Origin of the sequence: Kosakonia sp. H7A (assembly GCF_003028445.1) — a bacterium.
Lineage (GTDB): Bacteria > Pseudomonadota > Gammaproteobacteria > Enterobacterales > Enterobacteriaceae > Kosakonia > Kosakonia radicincitans.
The window spans coordinates 16,126-34,222 of sequence record NZ_PYTZ01000013.1 but is presented as its reverse complement, the minus strand read 5'-3'; the positions used below and the strand labels follow the sequence as shown (position 1 = coordinate 34,222).

Annotated in this window: 17 protein-coding genes, 1 tRNA gene and 1 pseudogene; 14 read left to right on the top strand and 5 right to left on the bottom strand. The window is 52.6% G+C overall.

The window, feature by feature from the left end:
* Positions 1–143 precede the first annotated feature (143 nt).
* Positions 144–725 (top strand): D-sedoheptulose 7-phosphate isomerase, encoded by a 582-nt coding sequence (lpcA, locus tag CWM66_RS25775; protein ID WP_007373312.1) that lies wholly within the window; start codon positions 144–146, stop codon positions 723–725.
* Positions 726–875: 150 nt separating this feature from the next.
* A complete protein-coding gene (locus tag CWM66_RS25770; protein ID WP_007373313.1) occupies positions 876–1,643 on the top strand; it encodes a class II glutamine amidotransferase in 768 nt (255 codons plus the stop codon).
* On the opposite strand, the gene dpaA is transcribed toward CWM66_RS25770, so the two are convergent.
* Positions 1,614–2,351, bottom strand: coding sequence for a peptidoglycan meso-diaminopimelic acid protein amidase (gene dpaA, locus CWM66_RS25765; protein WP_007373314.1), 738 nt, complete (start codon positions 2,349–2,351; stop codon positions 1,614–1,616). The two genes, CWM66_RS25770 and dpaA, sit on opposite strands and share 30 nt — an antisense overlap.
* Before the next feature lie 351 nt (positions 2,352–2,702).
* Here dpaA and dinB point away from each other — a divergent pair, with 351 nt between their 5' ends.
* A complete protein-coding gene (gene dinB / locus CWM66_RS25760) occupies positions 2,703–3,758 on the top strand; it encodes a DNA polymerase IV (protein ID WP_107147617.1) in 1,056 nt (351 codons plus the stop codon).
* A gap of 35 nt (positions 3,759–3,793) precedes the next feature.
* Here the strand turns inward: dinB and pepD are convergent, their stop codons facing one another.
* Positions 3,794–5,251, bottom strand: coding sequence for a cytosol nonspecific dipeptidase (gene pepD / locus CWM66_RS25755; protein WP_043954830.1), 1,458 nt, complete (start codon positions 5,249–5,251; stop codon positions 3,794–3,796).
* Between the two features lie 259 nt (positions 5,252–5,510).
* Between pepD and gpt the strand changes: the two genes are divergently transcribed.
* From gpt to crl, 3 genes are all read left to right on the top strand, one after another.
* On the top strand, positions 5,511–5,969 hold the full coding sequence (gene gpt / locus CWM66_RS25750) for a xanthine phosphoribosyltransferase (protein WP_003863205.1): 459 nt from the start codon (positions 5,511–5,513) through the stop codon (positions 5,967–5,969).
* Positions 5,970–6,073: 104 nt separating this feature from the next.
* Positions 6,074–7,318 (top strand): esterase FrsA, encoded by a 1,245-nt coding sequence (frsA, locus tag CWM66_RS25745; RefSeq protein ID WP_035889463.1) that lies wholly within the window; start codon positions 6,074–6,076, stop codon positions 7,316–7,318.
* 57 nt (positions 7,319–7,375) lie between these two features.
* Positions 7,376–7,774: a sigma factor-binding protein Crl gene (gene crl, locus CWM66_RS25740; RefSeq protein ID WP_007373318.1), complete on the top strand. Its 399-nt coding sequence runs from the start codon at positions 7,376–7,378 to the stop codon at positions 7,772–7,774.
* A 141-nt stretch (positions 7,775–7,915) separates the two neighbouring features.
* Here crl and phoE read toward each other — a convergent pair whose 3' ends face one another.
* Complete coding sequence (gene phoE, locus CWM66_RS25735) at positions 7,916–8,986, bottom strand: phosphoporin PhoE (RefSeq protein ID WP_007373319.1); 1,071 nt, start codon at positions 8,984–8,986, stop codon at positions 7,916–7,918.
* A gap of 295 nt (positions 8,987–9,281) precedes the next feature.
* Between phoE and proB the strand changes: the two genes are divergently transcribed.
* A complete protein-coding gene (gene proB / locus CWM66_RS25730) occupies positions 9,282–10,385 on the top strand; it encodes a glutamate 5-kinase (RefSeq protein ID WP_007373321.1) in 1,104 nt (367 codons plus the stop codon).
* 11 nt (positions 10,386–10,396) lie between these two features.
* Positions 10,397–11,650 (top strand): glutamate-5-semialdehyde dehydrogenase, encoded by a 1,254-nt coding sequence (gene proA, locus CWM66_RS25725; RefSeq protein WP_007373322.1) that lies wholly within the window; start codon positions 10,397–10,399, stop codon positions 11,648–11,650.
* 130 nt (positions 11,651–11,780) lie between these two features.
* On the opposite strand, the gene CWM66_RS25720 is transcribed toward proA, so the two are convergent.
* Positions 11,781–13,571, bottom strand: a complete 1,791-nt coding sequence (locus tag CWM66_RS25720; protein WP_107147605.1) for a methyl-accepting chemotaxis protein — start codon at positions 13,569–13,571, stop codon at positions 11,781–11,783.
* 573 nt (positions 13,572–14,144) lie between these two features.
* On the opposite strand from CWM66_RS25720, the gene CWM66_RS25715 reads away from it, so the two are divergent.
* The 4 genes and pseudogenes from CWM66_RS25715 (at position 14,145) to CWM66_RS28830 (ending at position 14,818) form a co-directional block, all read left to right on the top strand.
* Positions 14,145–14,220, top strand: a tRNA-Thr gene (locus tag CWM66_RS25715).
* A 104-nt stretch (positions 14,221–14,324) separates the two neighbouring features.
* Positions 14,325–14,456, top strand: a complete 132-nt coding sequence (locus tag CWM66_RS29355) for a transposase (protein WP_227136066.1) — start codon at positions 14,325–14,327, stop codon at positions 14,454–14,456.
* Positions 14,410–14,646 (top strand): annotated as a pseudogene (locus tag CWM66_RS25710) (transposase); the annotation flags it as partial. The gene CWM66_RS29355 and the pseudogene CWM66_RS25710, both read left to right, overlap by 47 nt.
* Positions 14,633–14,818 (top strand): hypothetical protein, encoded by a 186-nt coding sequence (locus CWM66_RS28830; protein ID WP_139201273.1) that lies wholly within the window; start codon positions 14,633–14,635, stop codon positions 14,816–14,818. The pseudogene CWM66_RS25710 and the gene CWM66_RS28830, both read left to right, overlap by 14 nt.
* Here CWM66_RS28830 and CWM66_RS25705 read toward each other — a convergent pair.
* Positions 14,805–15,776: a helix-turn-helix domain-containing protein gene (locus CWM66_RS25705; protein WP_107147603.1), complete on the bottom strand. Its 972-nt coding sequence runs from the start codon at positions 15,774–15,776 to the stop codon at positions 14,805–14,807. The two genes, CWM66_RS28830 and CWM66_RS25705, sit on opposite strands and share 14 nt — an antisense overlap.
* Before the next feature lie 299 nt (positions 15,777–16,075).
* On the opposite strand from CWM66_RS25705, the gene CWM66_RS25700 reads away from it, so the two are divergent.
* Together CWM66_RS25700 and CWM66_RS25695 are read left to right on the top strand one after the other, a co-directional pair.
* Complete coding sequence (locus tag CWM66_RS25700; protein WP_007373327.1) at positions 16,076–17,122, top strand: phenylacetaldoxime dehydratase family protein; 1,047 nt, start codon at positions 16,076–16,078, stop codon at positions 17,120–17,122.
* A 37-nt stretch (positions 17,123–17,159) separates the two neighbouring features.
* The gene (locus CWM66_RS25695; protein WP_079516905.1) at positions 17,160–18,026 is read left to right on the top strand and encodes a transporter; all 867 of its coding nucleotides are present in this window, start codon (positions 17,160–17,162) and stop codon (positions 18,024–18,026) included.
* Positions 18,027–18,097 lie beyond the last annotated feature (71 nt).

Below are 18,097 nucleotides of genomic sequence, written 5' to 3'. Positions count from 1 at the left end.
AATTACAACCTGGTTCACATTGTTGGGGGGATTTTGCGCACGGAAAACGAAAACGCGCAGGTGCTGTGGCTTTAGCTTCTCGCTCCGGATCCTATCCGGTACACTGCGCAGTGTTATTTACATCTATGCTGAAGGATATCCTCATGTACCAGGATCTGATTCGTAACGAACTGAATGAAGCGGCGGAAACGCTGGCGAATTTCTTGAAAGATGAAGCCAATATTCACGCGATTCAGCGCGCGGCGGTGCTGTTGGCGGACAGTTTCAAAGCGGGTGGTAAAGTGTTGTCCTGCGGTAACGGCGGCTCTCACTGCGATGCCATGCATTTTGCGGAAGAGTTAACCGGTCGCTACCGTGAAAACCGTCCTGGCTATCCGGCGATTGCTATCTCCGACGTCAGCCATCTCTCCTGCGTAAGCAACGACTTCGGTTATGACTACGTCTTCTCCCGCTATGTGGAAGCCGTGGGCCGTGAAGGCGACGTACTGCTGGGTATTTCCACTTCTGGCAACTCCGGCAACGTGATCAAAGCGGTAGCGGCAGCGCGTGAGAAGGGGATGAAAGTCATCACCCTGACCGGTAAAGATGGTGGCAAGATGGCGGGTACAGCGGATGTTGAAATTCGTGTACCGCATTTCGGTTATGCTGATCGTATTCAGGAGATCCATATCAAAGTGATTCATATCCTGATTCAACTGATTGAAAAAGAGATGGTTAAGGCTTAAGGACGGCTATTTTATTTGCCATTTTGAACCTGGGCAGTGCTCAAAATCCTCCCGTACTTCGTGTACGCTCCGGTTTTTCCGCGCTGTCCGTGTTCAAACTGGCTGCAACAATTACGCCTTCCCAGAATTAAGGCGTTTTTGGGGGTGAGTATGTGCGAACTGCTCGGTATGAGCGCCAATGTGCCGACCGATATCTGTTTTAGTTTTACCGGGCTTGTCCAGCGCGGTGGTGGAACCGGGCCGCATAAAGACGGCTGGGGCATCACTTTTTATGAGGGCAAGGGCTGTCGCACGTTCAAGGATCCGCAACCGAGTTTTAACTCCCCGATCGCGAAGCTGGTGCAGGACTATCCGATCAAGTCCCGCTCGGTAGTGGCACATATTCGCCAGGCTAACCGTGGCGAAGTGGCGCTGGAAAATACCCATCCGTTCACTCGTGAGCTGTGGGGCCGCAACTGGACTTACGCACACAACGGTCAACTGAGCGGCTATAAATCGCTGGAGACTGGCAATTTTCGTCCGATTGGCGAAACCGACAGCGAAAAAGCGTTCTGCTGGTTGCTGCATAAGCTTACGGAACGCTATCCGCGTACGCCGGGCAATATGACGGCGGTGTTTAAGTACATTGCCTCGCTGGCAACGCAACTGCGCGAGAAGGGCGTTTTCAACATGCTGTTATCGGACGGGCGCTACGTGATGGCGTTCTGCTCGACGAATCTGTTCTGGATCACCCGGCGTGCGCCGTTTGGTGTGGCGAAGCTGCTGGATCAGGATGTTGAAATTGATTTTCAGCGGGAAACCACACCGAACGATGTGGTTACCGTGATTGCCACCCAGCCGTTAACCGGCAACGAAACCTGGCAAAAGATTATGCCAGGCGAGTGGGCATTATTTTGCCTGGGGGAGCGCGTAGTTTGACGCCAGCTGTGGCTGAACTGCGGTGTTCAGCGGCTTGCTGACGACATAGCGACCATCCACAACCGAGACAACCGGCGGCTGGTGGGTGGTGGCAAAATAGTCGTAACCCGGCTTCAGCTGTTTCCAGAAATCCGCATAGGTCGAATATTTGTGACGCTGCATATTGGCGTCGGTCATGCGGAACGGATAGATGCTCAGTTGCACGTTCGGCTGCCCAAAGACCAGCGCGGCGGTCACAAACTGGAAGATCTCATCAATGTTCGAATCCGTCATGGCATAGCAACCAATCGAGACGCAGGCACCGTGGATCATCAGGTACTTGCCTTCATAGCCGTGGGCGCGGTCATAGGTATTCGGAAAACCAATGTTGATCGCTTTGTAGAAGCGGCTGTCCGGCTTCAACTGATTACGCTGAATGGAGTAAAACCCTTCCGGGCTTTTAAAATCACCCTGGCGCTGTTTCGGGCCGAGACCGCCGGAGTAATTGCAGATTTTATAGCTGTCGAGCAGTTGGTATTGCTCGCCCATTTTGACGTAGAGATCAAGGGTGCGCTCTTCTTTGAAGATTTGGATATAAACCGGCGACCCCATTAACTGCTGCTTATATTCTTTGCTTACCGGCGTAATTGAACTGTTGCTGCCCATTAAGCCAGCGAACGAGACGCACGGGATCAGAAGCATCGCAATAAACAATGCGATTTTGCGCATACAACTTGTTTCCTTGATAAAGCGAGTACCACATTGCCAGGACGGCAAAAGATGCCCAAAATTCAGACTAATCTGTTTCGGTGCGCCCACATTAGCATTACGGCATTTTTTCGCAAGCCAGAATAGAGTTCATCTTTCACGCTTCATCTTTTTTTGGCGATATTTTCGCCATCGCGCAAATTGTGTTCTGTTTTGCGTTTCAAACACCTGGCCGTTTAGCTGGGGTTATTATGAAACTAAAACGGCAGAAGTAACCATCAAATTACCCTCTTTTCGGCGGTTTTACGCACTGGCTTCTCATTTCAATGGAATATGCTGTATACTTATCCAGTGTTCTGTGAGGGCGTACGCATGCGCAAAATCATACATGTCGATATGGATTGCTTTTTCGCGGCGGTCGAGATGCGCGATAACCCCGCCCTGCGCGACATCCCCATCGCCATTGGCGGCAGCCGCGTTAAGCGTGGCGTTATCAGCACCGCCAATTATCCGGCGCGTAAATTTGGCGTGCGCAGCGCAATGCCCACAGCGATGGCGCTGAAACTTTGTCCTCACCTTACTCTTCTGCCCGGCCGTTTTGATGCTTATAAAGAAGCGTCAAATCAGATCCGCGAGATCTTTTCCCGCTACACGACGTTGATTGAACCGCTTTCGCTGGATGAAGCCTATCTGGATGTTACCGACAGCCCGCACTGCCACGGTTCGGCAACGCTGATGGCGCAGGAGATCCGTCAGACTATTTTTAATGAAACACAACTGACGGCTTCGGCGGGCGTGGCGCCGGTGAAGTTTCTCGCCAAAATTGCCTCCGATCTCAATAAACCCAACGGCCAGTACGTGATTACGCCAGCGGACGCTCCGCAATTTCTCCGCACGCTGCCGCTAAGCAAGATCCCGGGCGTCGGCAAAGTGTCGGCGGCAAAACTGGAGACGCTGGGGCTGCGCACCTGTGAAGATGTTCAGCGCAGCGATCTGGCGATGTTGCTTAAACGCTTTGGTAAATTTGGCCGTATTTTGTGGGAGCGCAGCCAGGGGATTGATGAGCGGGAAATCAGTAGTGAGCGGTTACGTAAATCGGTCGGCGTGGAGCGCACGCTGGCAGACGATATTCACCACTGGGAAGAGTGCGAAGCGATTATTGAGCATTTATACCCGGAGCTGGAGCGACGGCTGGCAAAAGTGAAGCCGGATTTGCTGATTGCCCGCCAGGGCGTAAAGCTGAAGTTTAATGATTTTCAGCTCACCACCCAGGAACATGTCTGGCCACGCTTAAATAAAGAGGATCTACTGATAACGGCGCGGAAAACGTGGGATGAGCGTCGCGGCGGGCGCGGTGTGCGGCTGGTAGGGCTGCATGTGACGTTACTGGATCCGCAACTGGAGCGGCAACTGGTGCTGGGGTTATAAATGAATGTCCGCGCCGGGTGGCGCGGACAGCGGGCTTATTTTGCCGGAATCGCTTTCAGCAGCTCGGTCAGCAGCGTCCAGTAGTGGCCCACGCTTTCGATATGCACTTGCTCATCCGGAGAGTGCGGGCCAGTGATGGTTGGCCCAATGGAGACCATGTCCATGTTCGGGTACGGTTTTTTGAACAGACCGCACTCCAGACCTGCGTGGATCACCTGAATGTTCGGCGTTTTGTTGAACAAACGCTGATAAGTCTCACGCACCAGCGCCATTACCGGCGAATGCGCGTCTGGCTGCCAGCCTGGGTAGCCGCCTTTCGGCGCCGTTTTCGCGCCAGCCAGCGCGCCCAGCGATTCCAGCATGCTCACCACGTAATCTTTACCGCTATCGACCAGCGAACGGATCAGGCAGATGATTTCCGCGCTGTCGTCCTGCAGGGTAACCACGCCGACGTTCAGCGAGGTTTCAACCACGCCTTTTGCCACGTCGGAGTTACGAATGACGCCGTTTGGCGTGGCGTTCAGCAGGCGAACAAACGTGTCGCGGGAAGCGGTGGTCAGTGCGGCTTTATCGCTGCTTGCGCTTTCCAGCAGCACCACCAGGTTCTTCTCTTTCATCTCCAGCTCGTTTTTCAGGATTGCCTGGTACGTGCTGGCCAGCGTTTTGAGCTGCGCGGCGTTAGCGGCCGGAACAGCAACTACGGCAATTGCTTCGCGCGGGATCGCATTGCGCAGGGTGCCGCCGGTAAAATCAAGCAGACGCAGATCCAGTTCCGCTGCGTGTCCGGCCAGGAAGCGCGCCAGCAGTTTGTTGGCGTTGCCCAGACCGACATGAATTTCTGCGCCGGAGTGGCCGCCTTTCAGGCCTTTCAGCGTCAGTTTGAAGGTTTCATAACCGGCCGGTACGGCTTCGCGGGTCAGCGGCAGGGTGGTGATAAAATCGATCCCGCCCGCGCAGCCCATGTAGATTTCACCCTCTTCTTCAGAGTCGGTGTTAATCAGAATGTCTGCCTGCAGCCAGTTGGCCTGCAAACCAAACGCGCCGTCCATACCCGCTTCTTCGGTCATGGTCAGCAGCACTTCCAGCGGGCCGTGTTGCACGGTGGAATCGGCCAGCACGGCCAGCGCAGAGGCCATACCGATGCCGTTATCCGCGCCGAGCGTGGTGCCGCGCGCTTTAACCCATTCACCATCGATATAAGGGCGAATCGGATCGGTGGTGAAGTCGTGAACGGTGTCGTTATTTTTCTGCGGCACCATGTCCAGGTGCGCCTGCAATACGACCGGTTTGCGATTTTCCATGCCGGCGGTGGCCGGCTTGCGGATCAGGATGTTGCCCACCTGGTCGCGCTCTGCGTGGAGACCTTTTTCCTTCGCCCAGCCCATAATATGTTCGGCGAGTTGTTCTTCATGGTAGGACGGGTGCGGAATAGAACAGATTTTGGCAAAAATATCCCACAGCGGCTGTGGCGATAGTTGAGACAGTTCAGACACGATGAGTCTCCTTACAAAGAGCCTGCGAAACTTACCTTGCAGGTCACTGGGTTAAATAAACAGGCATCGCAAGAGCGCCTTGCGAGATGGCGTTGAGAATAACACTTTCTTGCCAGACTGCGAGCCTGTAAACGTGGAAAAAGCGCCGCTAATGCCGGGTAATACTGGTTTTTAGTGCCGCAGATCTCTATAATCTCGCGCAACCTATTTTCCCCTGGAATACTTTTTAAGCCGTAAAACACGGGCTGGGACACTTCACATGAGCGAAAAATACGTCGTCACCTGGGACATGTTGCAGATTCACGCACGCAAACTGGCCGCCCGACTGATGCCTTCAGAACAATGGAAAGGCATTATCGCCGTAAGCCGCGGCGGTCTGGTACCGGGCGCATTACTGGCGCGTGAGTTGGGCATTCGTCATGTTGATACCGTTTGCATTTCCAGCTACGACCACGATAACCAGCGCGAATTGAAAGTGCTGAAACGTGCGGAAGGCGATGGTGAAGGCTTTATCGTGATTGACGATCTGGTCGATACCGGCGGTACAGCGGTGGCAATTCGTGAAATGTATCCGAAAGCGCACTTCGTCACCATCTTCGCCAAACCGGCAGGTCGTCCGCTGGTTGACGATTATGTTATTGATATCCCGCAGGATACCTGGATTGAACAGCCGTGGGATATGGGCGTGGTTTTTGTTCCGCCTATCAGCGGCCGCTAATCCCCCCGCACGTTCTGCTAACGCCCGGTTCTACCGGGCGTTGTTCATTTTGTAGCACCTCAGGTTACAATAACCTCCAGTGATAGATACATGGAGGCTGCGCGATGTCACAAGCCAATCTTAGCGAAACCCTGTTCAAACCCCGTTTCAAGCATCCGGAAACATCAACGCTGGTACGTCGGTTCAACGCTGGCACGCAGCCGCAGGTCTTATCAACGCTGGATGGTAAAAACGTCCCGCACTGGTATCGCATGCTCAACCGCTTAATGTGGATTTGGCGCGGTATTGATGCCCGCGAGATCCTCGAAGTGCAGTCGCGCATTGTGATAAGCCAGGCCGAGCACACCGATCCGGAACTGTACGATACGGTGGTGGGTTACCGCAGCGGTAACTGGATCTACGAATGGTCCACGCAGGCGATGCTCTGGCAGCAAAAGGCGATGCAGGAGCAGGACGCGACGCAGAGCGGTCGCCACTGGCTGCATGCCTCCAGCCTGTACAGCCTGGCGGCTTATCCGCACATCAAAGGCGATGTTCTGGCCGAGCAGGCGCAGGCGCTGGCGAATCGCGCCTATGAAGAGGCGGCGCAGCGTCTGCCTGGGGCGCTCAAAGAGATGCAGTTCAGCATTCCGGGCGGTTCGCCGGTGACCGGCTTTTTGCATATGCCGCCAGGCGACGGCCCTTTCCCGACGGTATTAATGTGTGGTGGGCTGGATGGCCTGCAAATCGATTACTACACCCTCTATGAGCGTTACTTCGCTCCGCAGGGGATGGCGATGTTGACGCTGGATATGCCTTCTGTCGGCTTTTCGTCGAAATGGAAATTAACCCAGGATTCGAGCCTGCTGCATCAGCATGTTTTGAAAGCGCTGCCGAATATTCCGTGGGTCGATCATACGCGAGTAGCGGCGTTTGGCTTCCGTTTTGGCGCAAACGTGGCGGTACGCCTGGCTTATCTGGAAGCGCCGCGCCTGAAAGCGGTGGCGTGTCTGGGGCCGGTGGTGCATTCGCTGCTTAACGAGCCGTTACGCCAGGGGCGGGTGCCGGAAATGTATCTTGATGTGCTGGCCAGCCGTCTGGGGATGCATGATGCTTCCGATGAAGCGTTGCGCGTTGAGTTGAACCGCTACTCCCTGAAAACTCAGGGTCTGCTCGGACGGCGTTGTCCAACGCCGATGCTTTCCGGCTTCTGGCAAAACGATCCGTTCAGCCCGGAAGAGGAGTCGCGTTTAATCAGTACGTCATCGAGTGAGGGCAAACTGTTGGAGATCCCCTTCAATCCGGTCTATCGCAATTTTGATAAGGCGTTGGAGCAAATAACCGGTTGGATCAACCATCATTTCCGTTAATAGATTGATAAATTCTATTGATTTGGTAAAACAGTTGCTTCACAAAAGGAGATCGCAATGACGTTACCGAGTGGACATCCGAAAAGCAGACTGGTTAAAAAATTTACTGCGCTTGGGCCTTATATCCGCGAAGAGCAGTGCGAAGATAACCGCTTTTTCTTTGATTGCCTGGCTGTTTGCGTCAACGTAAAACCAGCGCCGGAGAAACGCGAGTTTTGGGGATGGTGGATGGAAATGGAAGCGCAGGAAACACGTTTTACCTATCGTTATCAGTTTGGTCTGTTTGATAAAGAAGGGCACTGGAAGCCGACGGCAATTAAAGACCAGGAAGTGGTCGATCGCCTCGAACAGACGCTACGTGATTTCCACGAACGGGCGCGTACGATGCTGGCGTCCTTAGAGCTGAAGCTGGAACCTGCCGATAATTTCAAAGAGTCGTTGAAACTCACCGCGTAAATTCCCCCCTGAATAAAAAAAGCCCGATCGCCTTTCACGTATCGGGTTTCTGGCACTGGCCAGCTTGTAACCTGAATCAGGTTAAAGAAATGCCCTCAGCCGAGGGCATTAATATAACGAGGGTGTTGCGGGTTCAAAAACTTAGAACTGGTAGGTTACGGCAACGGCTACGATATCGTCGCTGCTGATGCCCAGTTTGTTGTCATCTTTGATCTGGTTGATTTTGTAATCCACCATCGCAGAGATGTTTTTGTTGAAGTAGTAAGTTGCGCCAACGTCGATGTAGTTAACCAGATCTTCGTCGCCGATACCGTTTTCGATGTCTTTCCCTTTGGTCAGCACATAGCCCAGGGACGGACGCAGACCGAAGTCGAACTGGTACTGGATCACCGCTTCAAAGTCCTGCGCTTTATTCGCAAAACCGGTGCTGGAAGAGATCGGCGTCATGTTGTAAGACACGCCGTACATGGTGGCGATGTACAGGTTGTTCGCGTCATATTTCACGCCAGTTGCCCAGGCTTCTGCTTTCTCGCCGCGGCCCAGCGCCAGAGAAGTATTCTGTGCGTTAGTACGGTCAGAGTTGGCATAAGCGCCGATCAGCGTAACCGGGCTGCCGCCGAAATCGTACGCCAGAGAAGTACCCCAGCCGTCACCGTTCTGTTTGATGACGCTGCTGCGGCCGTTTTCGTTTTTACCCTGGTATTGCAGGGACATATCCAGACCGTCAACCAGACCGAAGAAGTCGGTGTTGCGGTAAGTTGCAACGCCCGTGGTGCGTTTGGTCATGAAGTTATCGGTACGGGCCAGACCGTCGCCACCGAATTCCGGGAACATATCGGTTACGGCAGCCACGTCGTACAGCACGCCCAGGTTACGACCGTAGTCGACAGAACCAAAGTCTTTCATTTTCAGGCCAGCAAACGCCAGACGGGTTTTCTGACCAGAGGTGGCTTCGTCGTTGTTACCGGCAAATTCGGCTTCCCAACGACCATAACCGGTCAGTTGATCGTTAATCTGCGTTTCGCCTTTGAAACCGAAACGAACATAAGTTTTATCACCGTCGTTGCTGGTATCGTCGCTGAAGTAGTGCATGGCTTTCACTTTGCCGTACACATCCAGCTTGTTGCCGTTCTTGTTATAAACTTCCGCTGCGTGAACGGATGCAGAAGCGACAACGCTCATTACCATTAATGCCAGAGTGCTCTTTTTCATTTTGATTCCTGATTTAACTAACGCGCTAATATTCGCTGGGCATATGCCCCGTGAAAAACAGGAAGGGTTTTATCGCTCTGAAATTAAATATTTATGACAAATTGAGAATAATTTTAAAAAGTTGTGTTTTAGTGTGTTTGCAATAAAAACGTCAAAATTTACCGTTACGCTTGCTGATCCCGCGCAACAAAAAAGTGGCCTGATTGCACTGACGGTTGGCAATCGCCGCGACTCCTGTTACAACGTCTGACGACTATCGATATTTCTTATTTTTTCTTAAAAACGGCAGAGAATCATGAGTGACAGCCAGACGCTGGTGGTAAAACTCGGCACCAGTGTTTTAACGGGCGGTTCCCGCCGCCTGAACCGCGCCCATATTGTGGAACTGGTGCGCCAGTGCGCGCAGCAGCACGCCGCCGGGCATCGTATTGTAATTGTGACTTCCGGGGCGATTGCCGCCGGGCGCGAACACCTGGGCTACCCGGAATTACCAGCCACCATCGCTTCGAAACAGTTGCTGGCGGCGGTCGGGCAGAGCCGTTTGATTCAGTTATGGGAACAGCTGTTTTCTATTTACGGTATTCACGTCGGGCAGATGTTGCTGACCCGCGCGGATATGGAAGACAGAGAGCGCTTCCTTAACGCTCGCGACACGCTGCGTGCGCTGCTTGATAACAATATCGTGCCGGTGATTAACGAGAATGACGCGGTCGCGACGGCGGAAATCAAAGTCGGCGACAACGATAACCTTTCTGCGCTGGCAGCGATTCTGGCCGGTGCGGATAAACTGCTGCTGCTGACCGATCAGCAGGGGCTGTTCACTGCGGATCCGCGTAACAACCCGGATGCGGAACTGATTACAGATGTTTACGGTATCGATGATGCCCTGCGCGCGATTGCGGGCGATAGCGTTTCTGGCCTTGGCACTGGCGGAATGGGCACCAAATTGCAGGCTGCCGATGTCGCCTGCCGCGCCGGGATCGACACTATTATCGCCGCAGGCAGCAAACCGGGCGTGATTGGAGATGTGATGGAGGGGATCTCCGTGGGAACGCGTTTCCACGCGCAAGCTTCGCCGCTGGAAAACCGCAAACGCTGGATCTTCGGTGCACCGCCAGCGGGTGAGATCGCCGTTGATGAAGGCGCTACCGCCGCGATCCTTGAACGTGGCAGTTCACTGTTGCCGAAAGGCATTAAAAGCGTGACAGGCAACTTCTCCCGTGGTGAAGTGATCCGCATCTGTAATTTGCAGGGGCGCGATATTGCCCATGGCGTTACCCGCTATAACAGCGATGCGCTGCGCCGTATTGCCGGGCATCACTCGCAGCAAATCGATGCCATTCTGGGCTATGAATATGGCCCTGTCGCCGTTCACCGCGACGACATGATTACCCGTTAAGGAGCAGAAGTATGCTGGAACAAATGGGCATTGCTGCGAAAGCAGCATCATACAAACTGGCATTGCTCTCCAGCCGCGAGAAAAATCGCGTGCTGGAAAAAATCGCCGATTATCTGGAAGCGCAGTCGCAAGAGATCCTGCTGGCGAATGAACAGGATCTGCTGGAAGCCCGCCGTAACGGCCTGAGCGAAGCGATGCTCGACCGTCTGGCGCTGAACCCGGCGCGCTTAAAAGGGATCGCCGACGATGTTCGTCAGGTTTGCAAACTGGCCGATCCGGTCGGCCAGGTGATCGACGGCGGTTTGCTGGACAGCGGCCTGCGCATTGAGCGCCGTCGCGTCCCGCTGGGCGTTATCGGCGTGATTTATGAAGCGCGCCCGAACGTGACCGTTGATGTGGCTTCGCTGTGCCTGAAAACCGGTAATGCGGCAATCCTGCGCGGTGGCAAAGAAACCTGGCGCACCAATGCGGCCACGGTAAAAGTGATTCAACAGGCGCTGGAAGAGTGCGGCCTGCCTGCCGGTGCGGTACAGGCGATTGAAAGCCCGGAGCGCGAACTGGTCAATCAAATGCTGCGCATGGATAAATACATCGACATGCTGATTCCGCGCGGCGGCGCTGGCCTGCACAAGCTGTGCCGCGAGCAGTCAACGATCCCGGTCATCACCGGTGGTATTGGCGTCTGTCATATCGTGGTGGATGAGTCTGCCGAGATCGAACCGGCGCTGAAGGTGATCGTCAATGCCAAAACGCAGCGCCCAAGCACCTGCAACACCGTCGAAACCCTGCTGGTGCATCAGGGGATTGCCGCGACTTTCCTGCCTGCGCTGAGCAAACAGATGGCGGAAAGCGGCGTGACGCTCCACGCCGATGAACAGGCGCTGGTGCTGCTGAAAAACGGCCCGGCAAAAGTGGAAGCAGTGAAAGCGGAGCAGTACGACGACGAGTTTCTGTCGCTGGATCTGAATGTGAAAATCGTGGCCGATCTCGATGCGGCTATCGATCATATTCGCCAGCACGGCACACAGCACTCCGACGCGATCCTGACCCGTTCGCTGCGCAATGCGGATCGCTTTATCAATGAAGTGGATTCTTCGGCGGTGTATGTGAACGCCTCCACGCGCTTTACCGATGGCGGTCAGTTTGGCCTTGGCGCGGAAGTGGCTGTCAGCACGCAGAAACTGCACGCGCGCGGCCCGATGGGCTTAGAAGCGCTGACCACTTATAAGTGGATTGGTTTTGGCGACAATACCGTTCGCGCATAAATAAAACGGGCGGTACATCAGAATGGGATGTACCGCCCGTTGGTTATTTCTGGTTCTGACTCTTTCTGCGCGCCTGCAAATTCCTCTCGCGAATAACTTCAACAATCGGCCTGTTTACAGGCGCGAAGCCTTACATTTTATAGCGCCGGATGGCATCCATAAGCTCGTTTGCCTGCTGCAACAGCCCTGAAGCGGTGCTTTTGGACTCTTCCGTCAATTGCACGTTACGCTGCACGGTGGTTTCGAGTTGCGTCACTGCTTTGCTGATTTCATTGATGCCTTTGGTTTGTTCCTCTGTCGCCAGGCTGATTTCAGCAATCATGGTGGTTACTGAGGAGACGCTACCGACGATTTTTTGCATCGTCGTACTGGTATTATCTACTTGCTGTACGCCAGAGGCGACGCTGCTTACCGTGGTATCGATGAGGTTGCTGATCTCTTTCGCCGCCTCTGCGCTACGGCTGGCCAACTGCCGCACTTCATTGGCGACAACGGCAAATCCACGCCCCTGTTCGCCAGCGCGCGCCGCTTCTACCGAGGCATTGAGCGCCAGGATGTTCGTCTGGAAAGCGATACCGTTGATAACGCTGGTAATCACGCTAATTTGCGACGATGCGGCTTCAATCTCTTTCATTGTCTTAATGAGATAATGAACAGAATCAATGCCTTGCTGTGCGTCACTTGCCGCGTCAACGGCGGCCGTATTCGCCTCGCGAGAGGTGGCCGACGAGTGGGCTACGCTGGCAGAGATCTCCTCAAGCGATACTGACGTCTGTTGCAGGCTGGCAGCAGACTCTTCCGTGCGCAGAGCCAGGTCATCGTTTCGTGATGACATTTCTATCGCCGCGGCGCGTACCTGCCCGCTATTGTTGCGGATGCTGGTCATCGCTTCGACCAGTTTGTCGGTGAAGCCGTTGAAGGCTATGGCGATTTGTGCGATTTCATCTTTGCCGTGTACCGGTAAACGTTGCGTCAGATCGCCTTTATCGGAAGAGAAGAACTCGTCCATCGCTTCACGGATCTTAATCAGGGGCGCAACGCTCTTCTGCGTAATGTAGCCGACGGTCAGCACAGATAAACAGATCAGGACAAGCAGCGAAATGGCTGATGTTTGCAGTAAGGTATTCATCCCGCTTCTGACTTCGTTTTTATCAATCGCTACAACGATATACCACGCCGTACCTTTAATCGGGCGAGCCAGCAGATAGGCATCTGCCCCGGAAATGCTTGCTTCAACTGGAGTAGCGGAAGCGAGTAGTTTGGATAAATTAAGATTCGGGCTGACAGAACTTAGCTGCTTCATGGTGAGATCATCATTGGGATGCGCAATGATTTGCCCTTGCGCATCGATAAGCATGCCAAAACTGCGTGGCGTTGGATGTATCGCCCGGACATTTTTAATAATTTCATCCATCGCAATATCGCCTTCGATTACCGCTTGCAATGCATTATTGTTGAAAGCAGGCGTGGCGATAGTCATCGTCAAACGTCGGGAAGAAATATCCTGATAAGGCTCAGTAATGATGGTTGTTCTGGCATTGTTAGCCTCGATATACCATGGCCGGCTGGTAGGATCATATCCTTCAGGAATACCTGAAGGGTCGGAAGATAAAACATGCTTGTCAGTAAATGCAATGTCGACATTTAAGAAGTTTCCGGCTGCGGCAACTTGCTTAAGCAGTGCTACCGGGTCCGGGTGATTAACGTAAGGTGTAAGATTTGATATTTGCGCAATTCGCGTGGTAACCCACTGTTCTATTGTTGTAGTGTTACTTTCCGCTAAGGAAGTCAGGGTTGAGTTGATGGACTTTGTCGTCGCATTATTACTGATAAAATAGTTAATTGCGGTGTTCAAAGAAAGTGATAGCACCAGAATTGCGACCACGATAAATAATATTCGATTCCGAAAAGATGAGAGCATAAAGCGTCCTTGTGTCTCGAGGAATACAACTAAGCGTAATGGGGTAATAACCCATATATAATACTTTACTCAATCAGCAAAGGAAGACTTCATATAGGTTGAATACAGCGCTTTTATGTGGCTAATCATGCTGATGAATAAAAAGAAGTGTAGAAATAAGGGGATATCGTCTTAACCTATTTAAATGTTTTATAGGATTCTACTTAATATATAAGAATGTAGTGAATTAAGAGAATTATCTTTACTTAAACAACGGCTTTAAATGAAATGATACTTATAATTGATGAGCAATATTTATAATAAACTCACGAATAATTTGCGTAAATTATATAAATATATCTGTTCATACTTTTAGTTCATTTAACCTGGCTAAAACAGGGTCGCGATGACGGTACACAGAAACGGTGCGAGTGCTGGAAATGCCAGCAATCTACCTGCGACAGCACGCTCCACCGCGCACAAATGAAGCAGGGTGGTGCAAAAGTAGCCGTTTGATTCCCAAGGGCATTGACGCATCACTCGCTTAGTTTTAACCTTCTACTCCGTGATTCACATTCGTGAACGCATCGCAGGGCCGATATAGCTCAGTTGGTAGAGCAGCGCATTCGTAATGCGAAGGTCGTAGGTTCGACTCCTATTATCGGCACCATTTCAAACTCTTCTCAGATCTACCTGTAAGCATCCCTGCAAACCGGCCCATTCACTTTTAGCGATCTTCCGGCATACAGATTATCTCCTCCTGAGGAGATCACCATGCGTAAAGCCCGATTCACCAGACATCAGTTCATTGCCGTTCTGAAGTCTGTTGAAGCCGAACGTACCGTTAAGGATGTCTGCCGTGAAACCGGGAAAGCTAACGCAGAATGCTTTTATCGAACGGTTTAACCGGACGTACCGGACAGAAATTCTGAATTTTTATCTGTTCAGAACCCTGAATGAAGCGCGGGAAATCACGGAAAGCTGGCTGGCGGAACGATAACAGCGAACGGCTTATGAACCCCTGAATAACCTGACGCCGGAAGAGTACCGGCTGATGGCTGAACCCCTGGAAACCTCAAAAAGTGCGTGGAACTAAAACGGGTGTGCTTACAGGGAATGAACGAAAAGGAATTAATTTTGAAAGCAATGGCAGTGAGATAGAAAAAAAAGAAATTGAAGGTGCAGAAGCCGCTGTTGGAATGATGAATGAGATCATAGATTCTGGTTGTTTTCTGTTCTCACGACCGGGCGGAGTCAGTCCAGTATAAAAAACTGACGTTGTTGTTTCATGACCGAGCTCGGTGTGACGCCAAATGCTTTACGGAATGCATGGCTGAAATGAGTAAAATCAGAGAATCCGTACTCAAGCGCCGCCTCAGATACGCTGCGCACTCGCCCCTGTTCAAGTGCATCACGGCTGGCCTGAAGTCGCTCTTGCCAGATAACGGCTGCTGGCGTTTTCTGATGGCGGGCAAAGGTCCGGGTAACGGTACGCACGGATACGTGATGAGCGACAGCAATATTCTCTACGCTAAGCTCAGGGTTAGTCAGATTTCTGCTGATATAGCTTCTCATTTTTGCATATAAATCGCGTTCTGAAGCCGCTGTATTATGATCCTGCAACTCCAGGCTCAGAATCAGTAGATCCAGCATCGTTTGTGAAAAGCGACTGGCCACAGCCGGATTACTCATCAGCACAGGCGTTTGAGCTGCCTGGCTAATCATCTCACGCAGCGGAATAATACCCGGACGGGTATCATCAAGAATAGTGGCGGTCAGGGTCTCGCTGGCGGGGACTTTTCCTGCGAGCAGATGCCGGGGTATTCGTATGAGATGGTTATTTTCGCCCCCCAGACTGAAGCGAAACGTTTGTGCCGCATCATAAAGAACTAAATCATTGGACGACAGACATGCTTTTCGTCCTCCCTGTTCCAGTTGTCCATATCCTCCCCGAAAATAACCGAGCCATAAATCGTCGTCCGGTCCTGTTCTCAGATGGCGTGGTTTTCTCTCCCAGTGGTGAAGCGTTGAAGTGAGAGTGCATACATCCACCAGCCCCACTTCTCTTACGGCAAGTTCTCCGTCAAAACTGCCATCAGCGAGCGGTTTACCATCCGAAGGAATGCAGTGACGAAGAATAACATCATTCCAGTATTCGAAACGGTGATGCGCTGAAACATGCTCGGTGGAATAGCGTATATCCCGGGAAGTGGAATGACTGTTCACGGCGACACCTCATAGCAGAATGAATTATTTCAAACTGAAGGCAATATTTGCGCCATGACAATTTTGAGAGATATTTCATGGGTAATGTATATATTCAGATGTGTTAAACGTGAGGCGGTGCACTATTAACGGGCAAAGCTGCACTGTTTTATTTCATCACGACTCCCCCGCAATGATAAATATCGATGTGTCCTTCCTGACCATGCGAATGTCCGGTTGAGCCAGGTATCCCGTAGTTTTCTCCCTGAGTATCAGTAGGGAATTTACCCATCGCTGAAACTCTATATCCGGGAGACTTTATGGAATCTGCCATTGATAAACACCTGCAATGCCCCCGCACACTTTCACGCCGGGTTCACGACGGCTATCAGCCACCTTTCCCTATGTTTGTCGGACGGGCCAGCGATGATCTGACACAGGTCGTTATGGCTTATCTGGGGGTGCAATTTCGTGAAGAGGATCGTGAGAACGCGGTCCGGGCAATGCAGCACATAGTATCGACCTTTAGCCTGAGTAACGGGCCCGGCAATCATGACATCTCTTTTCATACCGACAACCAGGGCTACGGTAATTTCATCGTGGTGGGGTACTGGCGGGTTCCGGCTGCGTACTGTCGCTGGGTCCGTCAGCCGGAGATCGAAAACTGGTGGTCTTCAGATGAGCGTCTGCAGGATGGCGTCGGTTATTTCCGCGAAATTATCGCCCCGCGGGCAGAACAGTTTGAGACTCTGTATGCCTTTAAGGATGATCTGCCGGGCGTCGGCGCGGTGATGGATAATATCAGTGGTGAGATCCAGGAACATGGTTACTGGGGGTCTGTGCGTGACCGCATCCCTGCATCCCAGAATGACTGGATGCAGCCTGACAATGAACTGCGCATTATTTCTGGCGATCCTGATGCTGGCGGCAGGGTTGTAGTGCAAGGACATGACAACATTACGCTCATTCGTTCAGGGCAGGACTGGATGGAAGCGGAAGAGCCAGAACGTCAGCTTTACTTCACAGAAATGCTCCCTCCTTTGCAGGCGGGTATGGATTTTCTTCGGGATGAAGGTCAGTCGCTGGGTTGTTACAGCAACCGCTTTGTTCGTAACGTGGATATCAACGGAAATCTGCTGGATATTGCCTACGATATCGGCTTCTGGCGTTCACTTGACCGGCTCGAGCGCTGGGCGGAATCACATCCCACACATCTTCGCATCTTCACCACCTTTTTCCGGGTGGTAACCGGATTGCAGAAACTGCGGCTTTACCACGAGGTTTCTGTTTCAGATGCCCGGTTTCAGACCTTCGAATATATCAACTGCCATCCGATGACCGGGATGCTGCGTGATGCTCAACGCTGAACAACACGACTATCACTTAATTCTCCGGGGATAAATTATGCACGCACTACGCTTTTTCCTGCCCGCCATACTGCTTGGTTCTGCGCCTGCACTCGCCGTTGAGGTAGCTCCCGGCGACTATAGTCAATTTCCCGACGGCACCACCGTGGGGCTACTTTATTATCAGCATGCTTCAACCGGTTCTGCGCACTCCCGCGGTGACAAAATCAGCTCTGACTACAACCTGACCTCTGATATTGGCATGCTGCGCCTGCTACACACGTTGCAGATCAGTGAGTCAGCTACGCTCGACCCGCAATTCCTGCTGCCTTTTGGCCGGATATCAGGCGGTGGCGACGCGTCTTCTCTCGGCTCAGCGAGCGGTACCGGTGACCTGATCCTTACCGTGCCTTTGAAGGTAAAACTTAACAGTGGGGGCGATATTTTCGGCTTTGCTCCCTATCTCTATGTGCCGAGCGGCAATTATGACCACAACGATGCGCTAAATCTGGGGGAGAACCGCTGGAAAGTCGACCTGCAGGCGGCCTGGGTGAAATATTTCACTGATAAATGGGCGCTGGACGTGGTCGGCGACGCCATCTGGTACGGTGACAATAACGATTACGGGCCCACCTCATCCCGCCTTCAGCAGGACAATGCATGGGCAGCCCAGATTATGGGACGTTACATGCCCGATCCTACCCTGGCGTTCGGCCTGGGTTTTGGTCAGACCTGGGGCGGTGAAACCACTATTGACGGTGACAAGCAAGATAACCCGGCACAGACCACTAACGTCCGTATCACAGCCACGAAATTTGTTACCCCCCGCGATCAGTTCCAGATACAGCTGGGCAGGGACCTGCGCGTAGAAAACGGCGCAGAAGAGAATTTCAGGCTAAATCTCCGCTATGCACGCGTTTTCTGACGCTGTCCTTCCTGACCATGTCACTGTCCGTCTCAGCCAGGTCGAGGCAGTGCCAGTGCGATATGTTCAGA

Bases quoted from the DNA above. Each gene is read 5' to 3' on its own strand.
- lpcA (WP_007373312.1), top strand. From the start codon at position 144: ATGTACCAGGATCTGATTCGTAACGAACTGAATGAAGCGGCGGAAACG.
- proA (WP_007373322.1), top strand. From the start codon at position 10,397: ATGCTGGAACAAATGGGCATTGCTGCGAAAGCAGCATCATACAAACTG.
- CWM66_RS25720 (WP_107147605.1), bottom strand. From the start codon at position 13,571: ATGCTCTCATCTTTTCGGAATCGAATATTATTTATCGTGGTCGCAATT.
- CWM66_RS25700 (WP_007373327.1), top strand. From the start codon at position 16,076: ATGGAATCTGCCATTGATAAACACCTGCAATGCCCCCGCACACTTTCA.
- CWM66_RS25695 (WP_079516905.1), top strand. From the start codon at position 17,160: ATGCACGCACTACGCTTTTTCCTGCCCGCCATACTGCTTGGTTCTGCG.
- gpt (WP_003863205.1), top strand. From the start codon at position 5,511: ATGAGCGAAAAATACGTCGTCACCTGGGACATGTTGCAGATTCACGCA.
- dpaA (WP_007373314.1), bottom strand. From the start codon at position 2,351: ATGCGCAAAATCGCATTGTTTATTGCGATGCTTCTGATCCCGTGCGTC.
- CWM66_RS29355 (WP_227136066.1), top strand. From the start codon at position 14,325: ATGCGTAAAGCCCGATTCACCAGACATCAGTTCATTGCCGTTCTGAAG.
- CWM66_RS25770 (WP_007373313.1), top strand. From the start codon at position 876: ATGTGCGAACTGCTCGGTATGAGCGCCAATGTGCCGACCGATATCTGT.
- dinB (WP_107147617.1), top strand. From the start codon at position 2,703: ATGCGCAAAATCATACATGTCGATATGGATTGCTTTTTCGCGGCGGTC.
- phoE (WP_007373319.1), bottom strand. From the start codon at position 8,986: ATGAAAAAGAGCACTCTGGCATTAATGGTAATGAGCGTTGTCGCTTCT.
- proB (WP_007373321.1), top strand. From the start codon at position 9,282: ATGAGTGACAGCCAGACGCTGGTGGTAAAACTCGGCACCAGTGTTTTA.
- crl (WP_007373318.1), top strand. From the start codon at position 7,376: ATGACGTTACCGAGTGGACATCCGAAAAGCAGACTGGTTAAAAAATTT.
- frsA (WP_035889463.1), top strand. From the start codon at position 6,074: ATGTCACAAGCCAATCTTAGCGAAACCCTGTTCAAACCCCGTTTCAAG.